The organism is Streptomyces morookaense, assembly GCF_013030945.1.
Lineage (GTDB): Bacteria > Actinomycetota > Actinomycetes > Streptomycetales > Streptomycetaceae > Streptomyces > Streptomyces morookaensis.
On record NZ_JABBXF010000043.1, the window covers coordinates 1 to 13,836 of the forward strand.

Genomic DNA, 13,836 nt, shown 5'->3' on the forward strand with positions numbered 1-13,836 from the left:
TTCTGCCGGGCCGCGCCCTCGACCAGGTTGATCATCCGGTCGATGAAGGTCTCGCCCGGCTTCGTCGTGATCTTGATGACGATGCGGTCGGACAGCACCTTCGTACCACCGGTGACGGCCGAACGGTCGCCGCCGGACTCGCGGATGACCGGCGCGGATTCACCGGTGATCGCGGACTCGTCCACGGACGCGACGCCTTCGACGACGTCGCCGTCACCGGGGATGATGTCGCCCGCCTCGCAGACGACCAGGTCGCCCACGCGCAGCTCGGTGCCCGGCACCGACTCCTCGGTGTCGCCGTTCAGGCGGCGCGCGACGGTGTCCGTCTTGGCCTTGCGCAGAGTGTCCGCCTGGGCCTTGCCGCGGCCCTCGGCGACGGCCTCCGCGAGGTTGGCGAAGACGACCGTCAGCCACAGCCAGACCGTGATGGCCCAGCCGAACCAGTCGCCCGGGTTCTTCAGCGCCAGCCCGGTGGTCATCACCGAGCCGATCTCGACCACGAACATCACCGGGGACTTGACCATCACCCGGGGGTCGAGCTTGCGGAAGGCGTCGGGCAGCGACTTGATCAGCTGCGCGGGGTCGAAGAGACCGCCGGAGACCCGGCCGGACTCCCCGGAACCGTGCGGCTGCTCGTCCTTGGGGTCCTCGGACTCGGTCCGGACAGGGGTGGTGGTGCTCATGAAAGTCCCTCCGCCATCGGGCCAAGGGCCAGGGCCGGGAAGTAGGTCAAGCCGGTGATGATCACGATCGCGCCCACGAGCAGACCGGCGAAGAGCGGCTTCTCGGTGCGCAGGGTGCCGGCGGTCTCGGGGACGGGCTTCTGCTCGGCGAGCGAACCGGCCAGCGCCAGCACGAAGACCATCGGCAGGAAGCGGCCGAGCAGCATGGCGAGGCCGATCGTGGTGTTGTACCACTGCGTGTTGGCGTTCAGGCCGGCGAAGGCCGAGCCGTTGTTGTTGGCGCCGGAGGTGTAGGCGTACAGGACCTCGGAGAAGCCGTGGGCCCCGCTGCCGTTCACGGAGTTGGCCGCGCCGTTGAGGATCGAGTTCGGCGGGGTGTGCATCACCATCGACACGGCCGTGAAGCCGAGGACCAGGGTCGGGGTGATGAGGATGTAGCACGCGGCGAGCTTGATCTCGCGGGTGCCGATCTTCTTGCCGAGGTACTCGGGCGTACGGCCGACCATCAGGCCCGCGATGAAGACCGCGATGACCGCCATGACGAGCATGCCGTAGATGCCGGAGCCGACGCCGCCGGGCGCGATCTCGCCGAGCATCATGCCCAGCATCGCGATGCCGCCGCCGAACCCGGTGAACGAGGAGTGGAAGCCGTCCACCGCACCGGTCGAGGTCAGGGTGGTGGAGGTGGCGAAGATCGAGGTGGCCCCGATGCCGAAGCGCTGCTCCTTGCCCTCCAGCGCGCCGCCGGCCGCCTGGAGCGCCGCACCGTGGTGGGCGAACTCGGTCCACATCATCAGCACCGTGAAGCCGAGCCAGATCACGCCCATGGCGGCGAGGATCGCGTAGCCCTGCTTGACGTTGCCGACCAGCTTGCCGAACGTGCGGGTGAGCGCGAACGGGATGACGAGGATCAGGAAAATCTCGAAGAGGTTGGTGAAGGCGTTCGGATTCTCGAACGGGTGGGCGGAGTTGGCGTTGAAGTAGCCGCCGCCGTTCGTGCCGAGCTCCTTGATGACCTCCTGCGAGGCCACGGCGCCGCCGTTGACCTGCTGGGTGCCGCCGGTCAGCTGGCCGATCCCGTGGATGCCCGAGAAGTTCTGGATGGAGCCGCAGGCGACCAGGATCAGCGCACCGACCACCGAGAGCGGGATCAGGATGCGGATCGTGCCGCGCACCAGGTCGGCCCAGAAGTTGCCCAGGTCGCCGGTGCGGGACCGGGCGAAGCCCCGGACCAGGGCGACGGCGACGGCCATGCCCACGGCGGCGGAGACGAAGTTCTGCACCGCGAGGCCGAGCGTCTGGACCGCGTGGCCCATGGACTGCTCGCCCGAGTACGACTGCCAGTTGGTGTTGGCGACGAACGACGCGGCGGTGTTGAAGGCCTGGTCCGGGCTGATCGCGTGGAAACCGAGCGACAGCGAATGCGGCAGCACGCCCTGGACGCGCTGGAGCAGGTAGAGGAAGAGCAGGCTCGCCGCGGAGAAGGCGAGGACACCGCGCAGGTAGGCCGGCCAGCGCATTTCCGCGTTCGGGTCGGCACCGATGAGGCGGTAGAGCACTCTCTCGCCGCGCAGGTGCTTCTCGGAGGTGTAGACGGCGGCCATGTAGTCGCCGAGCGGACGGTAGACCAGCGCGAGCGCCGCTATGAGCGCGGTCAGCTGGAGGACGCCGGAGAGGACGGGGCTCATATCGCTGCTCAGAACCTCTCCGGGAAGACGAGGGCGAGGATCAGGTAGCCCAGCAGGGCGACGGCCACGACCAGGCCGACGATGTTCTCGACGGTCACAGCTTGGTCACCCCCTTGGCGACGAGAGCCACCAACGCGAAGACCGCGATCGTGGTGACGACGAAGGCCACGTCGGCCATCGTGTGCTCCTAGAGAGGTTCGGATGAACGGACCTCTAGAGGAAACATCCGCTACCGCCGGATACAGGTTCCGTTGACGCCTCCCTTACGGCCATTAGCGCCCCCTTGACGGGATTCATACGCGGATGGCCTGGACCTGCGGAAACGTCACTGGGCCGGAACCCGGTATACGGGTTCCGGCCCAGTGAAACGGCTTGTTCAAGCCGTACTGCGCACGTTTCCGGGCCGGAATTCCGGCCTTTTCCGCGGACCTCTTTCAGCGGACCTCGGTGATCTCCGGGCCGCGCTGCAGACGGTCCACACCGCCCGCGAAGCGCGAGCCCTGCTCCTCCTGCTGCAGGCCCTCGGCGACCATCTGGGCGTCGTCGGGGAGCTTCAGCACGATCGGGTCGCGGGGCGCCATCGGGGACTGGCCGCGCACGACGACCGTGTCCCGGAAGATCTGCTCCAGCAGCCCGGCGGTCTGCGGCTGCACGGCCCCCTGGCCGGAGATCACACCGCGCAGGAACCAGCGCGGACCGTCGCAGCCGACGAACCGCACCAGCTGCACGCCGTTGGTGCCGTCGGGCAGCGCCACCGGCACCTGGGCCCGCAGCTCCCAGCCGAGCGGCCCCTGGACCTCCTCCACGGCACCGCCCTGCTGGGTGATGCCCTCGGCGATCTCGGCGCGCACCTCGCCCCAGATGCCCTCGCGCTTGGGTGCGGCGAACGCCTGCAGCTGGACGGCGCTGTCCCGCAGCACCACCGTGGCGGCGACGATGGCATCGCCGGCCACCTCGACCCGCAGCTCCATGCCCTCGACGCCGGGCACGAACAGGCCGCCCAGGTCCACCCGGCCCTCGGCGGGCTCGGGAACCTCGGACACGTCCCACGGCCCGTCCGGGCGCGGCTCCGGCTCCAGCCGGACCGGGGCGGCGGCCGCGGCGTCCGCGGTGGTCTCCCCGCTCTCGGCCAACTCCTCGGAGGTCACGCCGTCGACCTGGTCGACGGCGTCCTCGCTGCGCTTGCGGCGACGACCGAACACGTCACTGTCCTTCCCGGTCGGCTACGACCGAAGCGAATCCATTCCCCACGGCAGCGTGGCCACCGGTGGACCCGAAGCCCCCATCGCCCCGCGCCGAGCCGGGAAGCTCCGCCACCTCGTGGAAGCGGACCTTCTCGACCTGCTGGACAACCAACTGGGCGATGCGGTCGAACCGTTCGAACCGCACACTCTCGCGCGGGTCCAGATTGACCACAATCACCTTGATCTCTCCACGGTACCCGGCATCGATGGTCCCCGGGGCATTCACCATGGAGACCCCGCACCGGGCGGCCAGCCCCGAGCGGGGGTGCACGAAGGCCGCGTAGCCGTCGGGCAGCGCGATGGAGACACCGGTGGGCAGCACCGCCCGCTCCCCCGGCTCCAGCACGGCGGCCTCGGTGGTGACCAGGTCGCACCCGGCGTCACCGGGGTGCCCGTACGCGGGGACCGGCACCTCGGGGTCCACGCGGCGGATGAGGACGTCGACGGGCTCACGCATCACGGGTTCACCTCCAGCGCCCGGGCGACCTTCACCTGGTCGGGGTCGGCCAGCACGGCCTGGATCTCGGCGGACCGGCCGTTCTCGATGAAGTGGTCGATCTTGACCTCGATGAACACGGCGTCCGCGCGCACCGCGACCGGGCCCTCGGGGCCGCCGATCCGGCCGGTGGCCGTGCAGTAGATCTTGCGGCCGTGCACCGCGAGCACCTCGGCGTCCAGGTGCAGCACCGTGTCCACGGGGACGGGCCGCAGATAGTCGGTCTCCAGCCGGCCGGTCACCGCGATCACCCGCAGCATCCAGCCGAGCGCGCCCAGCGTCTCGTCCAGGGCCGTGGCCAGCACGCCGCCGTGCGCCAGGCCGGGAGCGCCCTGGTGGGCCTCCTTGACCCGGAACTCCGCCGTGACGCGCACGCCCTCCCGGGCCCGCGTCTCCAGGTGCAGCCCGTGCGGCTGGCCGCCGCCGCAGCCGAAGCAGTGTTCGTAGTGCGACCCGATGATCTCTCCGGGTGCGGGGGCTTCGGGGTGCCGCACCGGCGGCCGTGCGCCGGCCGGCGGTGTCATGGCTGTCGTTCGTCCACTCACAGGGGCTGACCTTACCCGCGCCGACGGCACCCGGTCCCGCCCGTGCCAAGCTTGGACCCATGCAGCCTTACGAAGAACGCCTGACCGCACCCCGTTCCTGGTGGTTCATCGCGGTCCTCGTCGGGGTCGCCCTGGCGCTGATCCTGCTGCCCCTGGGCCCGCTGCCGATGCTCGGCGGGCTCATCGGAGGCGCGGCCCTGGCGTCGGTGGCTGTCAGCTCGTACGGCTCCGCACGGATCCGGGTGGTGGGGGGTGCGCTCGTCGCGGGCGAGGCGCGCATCCCGGTGGAGGCGCTGGGGGCGCCCGAGATCCTGGACGCCGAGGAGGCGCGGGCCTGGCGGACGTTCAAGGCCGACACCCGGGCGTTCATGCTGCTGCGCGGCTACATCCCGACGGCGGTGAAGATCGAGGTCACCGACCCGGCGGACCCCACCCCGTACGTGTACCTCTCCACCCGCTCCCCGCAGCGGCTGGCCGCGGCGGTCGAGGCGGTCAGGGCCGGGCGGTAGGGGCGTCCCAGGGGATCTGCCGGGCGCGCAGGTCCTTGCGCACCTTCTCGGCGAGGCGTTTGGTGTCCCGGCGGTTCATCACCGCGCCCACAGTCGCCCCGATCATGAAGGGGGTGACGTTGGGCAGGCTGCGGAACGTGCGTTTGAGGACGCGCTGGCGGAGCTCGCGGCGCATCTGCACGCCGAGCGCCGCATTGATCGTCAACGGGGCCGTGACATCGATGCCCCGCTCGTCGGCCCAGGCGCCCAGATAGGCCATGGACCGCTGGCCCAGGCTGCCGGGGGCCCGCAGGCCGTACACCTCGTGCAGCTCGGCGATCAGCTTGAATTCCACGGCGGCGACGCCGATGACCTCCGCCGCCAGCTCGGCCGGCAGTGCGGGCGGAACCGGGAGCATGGCCGCTGCGCCGACTCCGGCGCCGACGGTCGAGGTGCCGTGGGCGGCACCGGCCACGAGCTTGTCCGCGAGCTCCTCCGGGCCGAGGCCGGGGAACTGGGCGCGGAGCGTCGCGAGGTCGCGCACGGGAATGCGCGGGGCGTTCGCGATGATCCGGTCGGCGACGGCGGACAGGCCCGCCCGCGCTCCCCGGCCGCCCTTCCTGGCACCGCGGCCGACGGCTGCGGCGAGCGAGGCCGTGCGGCCCCGCCCGGCGTCCGCGCCGACCGGGCCGCCGGTCACCGCTGAGGGGGCGATGTCACCCGTCGGTGAAGCGGCGCCCCCGGCGGCCCCGGTGGTCGGGCCGGGCCTGCGGGAGCGCCGTTTCCGGAACGGGGTCGAGCCTGCCATGGCAGACCCTGCCTCAATCGCAGTCGCGGCAGATCGGCTGACCGTTCTTCTCGCGGGCCAGCTGGCTGCGGTGGTGGACCAGGAAGCAGCTCATGCAGGTGAATTCATCGGCCTGCTTGGGCAGGACCCGGACGGCCAGCTCCTCGTTGGAGAGGTCCGCGCCGGGCAGCTCCATGCCCTCGGCGGCCTCGAAGTCGTCCACGTCGACGGACGACGCCGACTTGTCGTTCCGCCGGGCCTTCAGCTCTTCAAGACTGTCGGAATCGACGTCGTCGTCGGTCTTGCGTGGGGTGTCGTAGTCCGTTGCCATGTCGCTCTCCCCCTCTGGGTGGTTGCGGTATCTCCAGCGCACGTAACGCATGAGAGGCCGGACTTGTGCCCGACCCGAGGCGGAGATTTTGCCTCACATCAAGGTCTGTTACTCAATCGACACCCAACCGCACACCTGAAGAGGTGATCGGGCGGGGTGGCGAAGGGGACCGTACACGGTCCCGGTACGGGGTGCTGCGGCGCCATCCCGTGTACTTCCCGTGATCAAGGCTGCCGGAAACCCGCATTTTCCCGGCGTTCCGGCGGCCGTTATGGTCACGGAGAGTAGATGGCCTGAACTGACTGCATGTGATCGATCACACACACCCACAGCGCCGGGCGGACTGGATGAATTCCGCCCAAAGCGAACCTGCGGGCGACCTATTCTCCCAGAGAACTAGAGGGGGAACACCACGCGCATCACCAGCCCGCCCCCTTCGCGAGGCTCCGCGGAGATCCGCCCGCCGTGCGCGCGGGCCACGGAGCGCACGATGGACAGCCCCAGACCGACGCCCTTGTCGCTGCCGGTGCGCTCGGTGCGCAGCCGGCGGAAGGGCTCGAAGAGGTTGTCCACCTCGTAGGCCGGGACGACCGGGCCGGTGTTCTCCACGACCAGCAGCGCCTGGCCCGGCAGCGTCTGCGTGGTGACCTCCACCCAGCCGTCCGGGACGTTGTAGCGCACGGCGTTCTGCACGAGGTTCAGCGCGATCCGCTCCAGCAGCACACCGTTGCCCTGGACGACCGCGGGCTGCCGGGTGCCCCGCAGTTCCACGCCCCGCTCCTGGGCCTCGCCCCGGGCCTGGTCCACGGCCTGGGAGGCCACCTCGGCGAGGTCGACGGGCTTGCGGTCGACGATCTCGTTCTCGCTGCGGGCGAGCAGCAACAGACCCTCCACGAGCTGCTCGCTGCGCTCGTTGGTGGCCAGCAGCGTCTTGCCGAGCTGCTGGAGCTCCGGGGACGCACCGGGGTCGGAGAGGGTGACCTCCAGCAGCGTGCGGTTGATCGCGAGCGGGGTGCGCAGCTCGTGCGAGGCGTTGGCCACGAACCGCTGCTGCGCGGTGAAGGCCCGCTCCAGCCGGTCGAGCATCTCGTCGAAGGTGTCCGAGAGCTCCTTCAACTCGTCGTCCGGGCCGCCCAGTTCGATGCGCCGGGACAGGTCCGTGCCGGCCACCCGGCGAGCCGTCCTGGTGATCTTGCCCAGCGGCGAGAGCACCCGGCCGGCCATCGCGTAGCCGAAGGCGAAGGCGATCACGGCGAGGCCGAGGAGCGCGAACAGCGAACGCCGCCACAGGCCCTCCAGGGCGGCGCTGCGCTGGTGGGCCATGCAGGAGGAGAGGATGCTGTTGGCCTGGTCGGCCGTGAGCCCCGGGGTGTTCAGGTCCGGGCAGGTGCCGCCGGTGACGGCGACCTTGCTGCCCTCGACCAGCTTGATCAGCGGCTGGCTGCCGGTGCTCAGCGCATTCGCGGCCAGCAGGTAGATGATCGTCAGCAGCAGCACGCCCGCCATCAGGAACATGCCGCCGTACAGCAGCGTGAGCCGTATGCGGATCGTCGGGCGCAGCCAGGGGAACGGCCGGACGACCGGCTGGCGCGGGTCCCAGGTCGGCTTCGGGGGCGGCGCGGCGGGCGCCCCGGCCGGCGGGGCGGAGGTGGGGGGTGTCGTCGGCATCGCGGATCAGATCCGGTATCCGGAACCGGGCACGGTGACGATGACGGCGGGCTCGCCCAGCTTGCGGCGCAGGGTCATGACGGTGACCCGGACGACATTGGTGAACGGGTCGGTGTTCTCGTCCCAGGCCTTCTCCAGCAGCTGCTCGGCCGAGACCACGGCGCCCTCGCTGCGCATCAGCACCTCCAGCACCGCGAACTCCTTCGGGGCCAGCTGCACCTCGCGGCCGTCGCGGAAGACCTCGCGGCGGTTGGGGTCCAGCTTGATGCCGGCCCGCTCCAGGACGGGCGGCAGGGCGACGGTGGTGCGCCGGCCCAGGGCCCGCACCCGGGCCACCAGCTCGCTGAAGGCGAACGGCTTGGGCAGGTAGTCGTCGGCGCCCAGCTCCAGGCCCGCCACGCGGTCGCTGACGTCGCCCGAGGCGGTCAGCATCAGGACGCGGGTGGGCATGCCGAGCTCGACGACCTTGCGGCAGACGTCGTCGCCGTGGACGACCGGCAGGTCGCGGTCGAGCACGATGACGTCGTAGTCGTTGATCTCGATCCGCTCCAGTGCCGCGGCCCCGTCGTAGACGACGTCGACGGCCATGGCCTCCCGGCGCAGTCCGGTGGCGACGGCATCGGCGAGCAGCTGCTCGTCCTCGACGACGAGTACGCGCACGGCGCAGGTCCTTCCTTCGTGACTCCTGTGGGTCCCTCCATCCTGCCCTGAACGTCGATAAACCGGCCGTAAGAGGCCCCGTTCCGGATTGCCCGGCGGCCACAGGTTTCCCACCGGACCGGGGTGGGGAAGACGTCTGCACACCCGCGATCACGCTCCCCCGGGGTACGCGCGTACCCGGAAACCCCTCGCGTGATCGTTTCTGCCGTGGCACACCCCCGTGCCGCCGACCCACGACAAGGGGGCGCAGCACCATGGACGCGTTCACCGCTGGCATTCTGCAGCGCATAGAGAACACCCGGACCGACCTCGACCGAGCCCGCCGCAGCGGTGACGACTTTCTCGCCGATGTCGAGGAGGCCGAACTGGCCGACCTCCACCGCCTGGCGGCGGAACACGGCGTACGAGTCAGCGCCTGACCCATTGCGAAGGGGCGCCCCCGGTACCGCCGCCATGGCGGGGCCGGGGGCGCCCCCTTTTGATCTCGCCAAGACCGCGCCCCGTCAGGGGCGCGGGGAACTGCGCGAGCAACCCCCACCGGCCCGCGGACGAGCGTCAGTCGTGCCAGGCCCCCAGCCCCTCCAGCCGCCCCTGCAGCACCTCGAACAGCCCCGGCGCAGCCGCAACGGTCAGCTCCCCCGACTCCGGGGCCCCGGGCCGACCGCCCGTCAGGGCACCGGCCTCCCGCGCAATGAGCGCGCCCGCCGCGAAGTCCCAGGGATTGAGCCCCCGTTCGTAGTACCCGTCCAGCCGGCCGCAGGCCACGTCGCACAGGTCGATCGCCGCCGACCCCCCGCGCCGGATGTCCCGCACCTCCGGCAGCAGCGTGCGCAGCACCTCCGCCTGCGCGGCCCGCCGCGCGGTGAGATACCCGAAGCCGGTGCCGATCAGCGCCTGGGCGAGCCCGCCCGCGGGCGCCGGCCGCACCTCCAGCCGCCGGTCCCCCGCGAAGGCGCCCCCGCCGCGCACGGCGTGGTACGTCTCGCCCCGCACCGGTGCGGCCACCACGCCCACGACCGCCTCGCCGTCGATCTCGGCGGCGATGGAGACGGCCCAGGAGGGCAGCCCGTACAGGTAGTTGACCGTGCCGTCGATCGGGTCGATCACCCAGCGCACCCCGCTGGTGCCCTCGGTGCTGGCGCCCTCCTCGCCCAGCAGCCCGTCGTGCGGGCGCCGCTCGGCCAGGAAGCCGGTGATGAGCTTCTCGGCGGCGATGTCCATCTCGGTGACGACATCGATGGGGCTGGTCTTGGTCGCGGCGACGCCCAGGTCGGCCGGGCGGCCGTCCCTGAGCAGGGTGCCGGCCCGGTCGGCCGCCTCCATGGCCACGGCGAGCAGCTCGGCCGTCAGTCCGGCTGCGTTCTCGGCGTTCTCGGTCACGTGCGGGGTGCTCCTTACGCGTACGGGCTGTCGGCGCCGGCGGCGGCCGGGCGCGGGGCCCGGGCCGGGCAGCAGCCGACGGGACAGAGGTCGTGGGACGGGCCGAGCGCGCCCAGCGCGCACCGCTCCGGCCGCTCCCCGCGCTCGCTCGCGGCGCGCTCCAGCACCATCTCGCGCACGGCGGCGGCGAACCGCGGGTCGGCCCCGACCGTCGCCGCGCGTGCCACCGGCAGACCCAGCTCCTCCGCCTTGGCCATGGCCTCGGTGTCGAGGTCGTACTTGACCTCCATGTGGTCCGAGACGAAGCCGATGGGGACCATGACGACGGCCGGGGCGCCCTCGGCGTGCACGGCCTCCAGGTGGTCGCAGATGTCGGGCTCCAGCCAGGGGATGTGCGGGGCGCCGCTGCGCGACTGGTACACCAGCTCCCACGGCCGCTCGGTGCCGGTGGCCTCGCGGACGGCGTCGGCGATCAGTCCTGCGACCTCCAGGTGCTGGGCGACGTAGGCCCCGCCGTCGCCGTGGGCCTCCACCGGGCCGGAGGCGTCGGCCGCGGCGGTGGGGATGGAGTGCGTCGTGAAGGCCAGCCGGGCCCCCGCCCGCACGCCCTGCGGCAGTTCCGCCAGGGCGGCGAGCGTGGCGTCCACCATCGGCTGCACGAAGCCCGGGTGGTTGAAGTAGTGCCGCAGCTTGTCGATGCGCGGCAGCGGCAGGCCCTCGGCCTCCAGGGCGGCCAGGGCGTCCGCCAGGTTCTCCCGGTACTGGCGGCAGCCGGAGTACGAGGCGTACGCGCTCGTGGCGAGCGTGAGCACCCGGCGGTGCCCGTCGGCCACCAGCTCGCGCAGGGTGTCGGTCAGGTAGGGCGCCCAGTTGCGGTTGCCCCAGTAGACCGGCAGGTCCGTCCCGTGCGCGGCGAACTCCTTGCGCAGGGCGGCCAGGAGCTCGCGGTTCTGGTCGTTGATCGGGCTGACGCCGCCGAAGAGGAAGTAGTGCTGCCCGACCTCCTTGAGCCGCTCGCGGGGGATGCCCCGGCCGCGCGTCACGTTCTCCAGGAACGGGACGACGTCGTCCGGGCCCTCGGGCCCGCCGAAGGAGAGCAGCAACAGGGCGTCGTACGGGGCATGGGCTGGCTGATCCGGCATGGTCCCGATCCTGCCACCCGGCACCGACAGCCGGGAAATGCCGTGCGTCGTACGGACGTCCGGTCGTAAGCTGTATCGGCCACCTACGCGCCTTACGGCACCCTCGTCACGTCCCTCTCGTCCACGTCAGCGGAGCCGGTCTTGTCCAGTCCCTACAGCGCGATATTCGCCGCCCCCGGTGCCAAGGGGTTCTCCGCGGCAGGCCTGCTCGGCCGCATGCCGCTGTCGATGCTGGGCATCGGTGTCGTGACCATGATCTCCCAGCTCACCGGGCGGTACGGGCTGGCCGGCGCGCTCTCCGCGACCCTGGCGCTGTCCGCCGCGCTCATGGGCCCGCAGGTCTCCCGGATGGTCGACCGGCACGGGCAGCGGCGCGTGCTGCGCCCGGCGACGCTGATCTCGCTGACCGCGGTCGCGGGACTGCTGGTGAGCGCTCAGCAGCGCTGGCCCGACTGGACGTTGTTCGTCTTCGCCGCGGGCGTCGGCTGCGTGCCGAGCGTGGGCTCGATGGTCCGGGCGCGGTGGGCGGCGATCTTCGCCGGGTCCCCGCGCGAGCTGCACACCGCCTACTCGGCCGAGTCCGTCGTCGACGAGGTGGTCTTCATCCTCGGGCCGATCCTGTCGATCGGGCTGTCCACGGCGTGGTTCCCGGAGGCCGGTCCGCTGCTCGCCGCCTGCTTCCTGGGCGCCGGGGTCTTCTGGCTGACCGCCCAGCGTGCCACCGAGCCCGTCCCGCACCCGCGCAGCGCGCACACCGGCGGCTCCGCGCTGCGCGCGCCGGGACTGCAAGTACTGGTGGCGGCCTTCGTGGCCACGGGTGCCCTGTTCGGCGCGATGGAGGTGGTGACCGTGGCCTTCGCCGACGCACAGGGGCACAAGGCCGCGTCGAGCCTCGTCCTCGCCGTCTACGCGCTGGGCTCCTGCCTGGCGGGTGCGGTCTTCGGGCTGCTGCATCTCAAGGGCGATCCCGCACGCCGCTGGGTACTGGGCGTGTGTGCCATGGCCGTGAGTATGATCCCCCTCCAACTGGTCGGGAACCTGCCGCTCCTGGCCGTGGCGCTCTTCGTCGCGGGCCTGTCCATCGCACCGACGATGGTGACCACGATGGCCCTCGTCGAGCAGCACGTACCGCGCGCGAAGCTGACCGAGGGCATGACGTGGACGAGCACCGGGCTCGCGGTCGGCGTGGCGCTCGGGTCGTCGGCCGCCGGATGGGTGGTGGACGCCGCGGGCGCCCGGGCGGGGTACGCGGTGCCCGGCGCGGCGGGTGTGCTCGCGGCGGCGGTCGCGTTCCTCGGATACCGTCGGCTGCGGCCGGCGCCGGAGCGGGCGGAGGCATCCGTGCCGCTGGCAAGGGGAGGGTCCGACGCGTATGACGGGAAAGACCGGCACCACCGCACCGAACAGAGCGACCACGACGAGCAGCACCTGGCGTAACTGGGCGGGAAATGTCACCGCCCGGCCCCGGCGGACCGTGGCTCCCGCGACGGCCGAGGACGTGGCCGCGGCGGTCGCCTCGGCCGCCGCGGACGGGCTGCGGGTGAAAGCGGTCGGCAGCGGCCACTCGTTCACCACCGCGGCCGTCACCGACGGTCTGCTGATCCGCCCCGACCGGCTGACCGGCATCCGCGCCGTCGACCGTGTCGCAGGAACCGTCACGGTCGCCGCCGGCAGCACGCTCAGACAGCTCAATCAGACGCTGTCCACGCACGGCCTGTCGCTGACGAACATGGGCGACATCATGGAGCAGACCGTCTCCGGCGCCGTCAGCACCGGCACCCATGGCACCGGCCGCGACTCCGCCGCCATCGCCGCCCAGATCCGGGCCCTGGAACTGGTGACCGTGGACGGCTCCGTGCTGACCTGCTCGGCGCAGGAGAACCCGGACATCTTCGCGGCGGCCCGCGTGGGCCTCGGCGCACTCGGCGTGATCACCGCGGTGACCTTCGCGGCGGAGCCGGAGTTCCTGCTGCGGGCGCAGGAGGAACCGATGCCGTTCGGCCGGGTCACGGCGGAGTTCGGACAACTGACCGACGAGAACGAGCACTTCGAGTTCTTCTGGTTCCCGCACACCGAGAGCTGCATCACCAAACGCAACAACCGCAGCGCGGGCCCTGCCGATCCGCTGGGCCGCATCGGTGCCTGGGTGGACGACGAGCTGCTCTCCAACGGGCTCTTCGCCGCCGCCTGCGCCCTCGGCCGGGCCGTCCCGGCGACGGTTCCGGGACTGGCGCGGATCAGCGGCAGCGCCCTGTCCGCCCGCAGCTACACGGACGTCCCCTACAAGGTCTTCACGAGCCCGCGCCGCGTCCGCTTCCTGGAGATGGAGTACGCACTGCCGCGCGAGGCGGCGATGACGGCGCTGCACGAGCTGCGGGCCGCGATCGAGCGGCTGCGGCTGCGCATCGGTTTCCCCGTCGAGGTCCGCACCGCCCCCGCCGACGACATCCCGCTGTCCACCGCCTCCGGCCGGGACACCGCCTACATCGCGGTCCACATGTACCGGGGCACTCCGCATCGCGCGTACTTCGCGGCCGCCGAGCGGATCATGACGGCCCACGGCGGGCGGCCGCACTGGGGGAAGCTGCACACCCGGGACGCGGCCTATCTGGCGGAGGCCTATCCGCGCTTCGCGGAGTTCGCCGCGGTGCGGGACCGGCTGGACCCGCACCGCGTCTTCGGCAACGACTACCTGCGGCGCGTCCTGGGCGACTGAGCCCTGAG

At 71.8% G+C, this 13,836-nt stretch carries 15 protein-coding genes and 2 pseudogenes; 4 read left to right on the plus strand and 13 right to left on the minus strand.

Features of this window, described 5'->3' with window-relative positions:
• The 6 genes from HG542_RS19150 to HG542_RS19175 all read right to left on the minus strand — a co-directional run.
• Positions 1-683, minus strand: a 683-nt coding sequence (locus HG542_RS19150) for a P-type ATPase actuator domain-containing protein (protein ID WP_498063288.1), incomplete at its 3' end; no start/stop codon positions are given.
• The gene (gene kdpA / locus HG542_RS19155; protein WP_171083077.1) at positions 680-2,371 is read right to left on the minus strand and encodes a potassium-transporting ATPase subunit KdpA; all 1,692 of its coding nucleotides are present in this window, start codon (positions 2,369-2,371) and stop codon (positions 680-682) included. The genes HG542_RS19150 and kdpA, both read right to left, overlap by 4 nt.
• An 8-nt stretch (positions 2,372-2,379) precedes the next feature.
• The gene (gene kdpF, locus HG542_RS19160) at positions 2,380-2,469 is read right to left on the minus strand and encodes a K(+)-transporting ATPase subunit F (protein ID WP_116214304.1); all 90 of its coding nucleotides are present in this window, start codon (positions 2,467-2,469) and stop codon (positions 2,380-2,382) included.
• Between the two features lie 336 nt (positions 2,470-2,805).
• Positions 2,806-3,573, minus strand: coding sequence for a DUF3710 domain-containing protein (locus HG542_RS19165; RefSeq protein ID WP_171083079.1), 768 nt, complete (start codon positions 3,571-3,573; stop codon positions 2,806-2,808).
• Between the two features lies 1 nt (position 3,574).
• Positions 3,575-4,072: a dUTP diphosphatase gene (dut, locus tag HG542_RS19170; RefSeq protein WP_171083082.1), complete on the minus strand. Its 498-nt coding sequence runs from the start codon at positions 4,070-4,072 to the stop codon at positions 3,575-3,577.
• Positions 4,072-4,635, minus strand: coding sequence for a PaaI family thioesterase (locus HG542_RS19175; protein WP_171083084.1), 564 nt, complete (start codon positions 4,633-4,635; stop codon positions 4,072-4,074). Before HG542_RS19175 ends, dut begins: the two co-directional genes overlap by 1 nt.
• An 80-nt stretch (positions 4,636-4,715) precedes the next feature.
• Between HG542_RS19175 and HG542_RS19180 the strand changes: the two genes are divergently transcribed.
• The gene (locus tag HG542_RS19180) at positions 4,716-5,165 is read left to right on the plus strand and encodes a DUF3093 domain-containing protein (RefSeq protein ID WP_171083086.1); all 450 of its coding nucleotides are present in this window, start codon (positions 4,716-4,718) and stop codon (positions 5,163-5,165) included.
• On the opposite strand, the gene HG542_RS19185 is transcribed toward HG542_RS19180, so the two are convergent.
• From HG542_RS19185 to HG542_RS19200, 5 genes and pseudogenes are all read right to left on the minus strand, one after another.
• Positions 5,149-5,952: a hypothetical protein gene (locus HG542_RS19185; RefSeq protein ID WP_171083088.1), complete on the minus strand. Its 804-nt coding sequence runs from the start codon at positions 5,950-5,952 to the stop codon at positions 5,149-5,151. The two genes, HG542_RS19180 and HG542_RS19185, sit on opposite strands and share 17 nt — an antisense overlap.
• Positions 5,953-5,965: 13 nt before the next feature.
• Entirely contained in the window at positions 5,966-6,262 is a 297-nt protein-coding gene (locus tag HG542_RS19190) for a DUF4193 domain-containing protein (protein WP_109284094.1), read from the minus strand.
• Between the two features lie 396 nt (positions 6,263-6,658).
• A pseudogene (locus HG542_RS19195) lies at positions 6,659-7,597 on the minus strand (sensor histidine kinase); the annotation flags it as partial.
• Between the two features lie 83 nt (positions 7,598-7,680).
• Positions 7,681-7,930: pseudogene (locus HG542_RS36280) on the minus strand (two-component sensor histidine kinase); the annotation flags it as partial.
• A gap of 6 nt (positions 7,931-7,936) precedes the next feature.
• The gene (locus HG542_RS19200; RefSeq protein WP_171083092.1) at positions 7,937-8,590 is read right to left on the minus strand and encodes a response regulator transcription factor; all 654 of its coding nucleotides are present in this window, start codon (positions 8,588-8,590) and stop codon (positions 7,937-7,939) included.
• Between the two features lie 254 nt (positions 8,591-8,844).
• Between HG542_RS19200 and HG542_RS19205 the strand changes: the two genes are divergently transcribed.
• Positions 8,845-9,009: a hypothetical protein gene (locus HG542_RS19205; protein WP_171083094.1), complete on the plus strand. Its 165-nt coding sequence runs from the start codon at positions 8,845-8,847 to the stop codon at positions 9,007-9,009.
• A gap of 136 nt (positions 9,010-9,145) precedes the next feature.
• Here HG542_RS19205 and HG542_RS19210 read toward each other — a convergent pair whose 3' ends face one another.
• Together HG542_RS19210 and HG542_RS19215 are read right to left on the minus strand one after the other, a co-directional pair.
• Entirely contained in the window at positions 9,146-9,970 is an 825-nt protein-coding gene (locus HG542_RS19210) for an inositol monophosphatase family protein (protein ID WP_171083096.1), read from the minus strand.
• Positions 9,971-9,984: 14 nt separating this feature from the next.
• Positions 9,985-11,112, minus strand: coding sequence for a ferrochelatase (locus tag HG542_RS19215; protein WP_171083098.1), 1,128 nt, complete (start codon positions 11,110-11,112; stop codon positions 9,985-9,987).
• A gap of 141 nt (positions 11,113-11,253) precedes the next feature.
• Between HG542_RS19215 and HG542_RS19220 the strand changes: the two genes are divergently transcribed.
• Both HG542_RS19220 and HG542_RS19225 read left to right on the plus strand, forming a co-directional pair.
• The gene (locus tag HG542_RS19220) at positions 11,254-12,549 is read left to right on the plus strand and encodes an MFS transporter (RefSeq protein WP_171083100.1); all 1,296 of its coding nucleotides are present in this window, start codon (positions 11,254-11,256) and stop codon (positions 12,547-12,549) included.
• Complete coding sequence (locus tag HG542_RS19225; protein WP_171083102.1) at positions 12,485-13,828, plus strand: D-arabinono-1,4-lactone oxidase; 1,344 nt, start codon at positions 12,485-12,487, stop codon at positions 13,826-13,828. The genes HG542_RS19220 and HG542_RS19225 overlap by 65 nt, the downstream gene beginning before the upstream one ends.
• Positions 13,829-13,836: the final 8 nt, after the last annotated feature.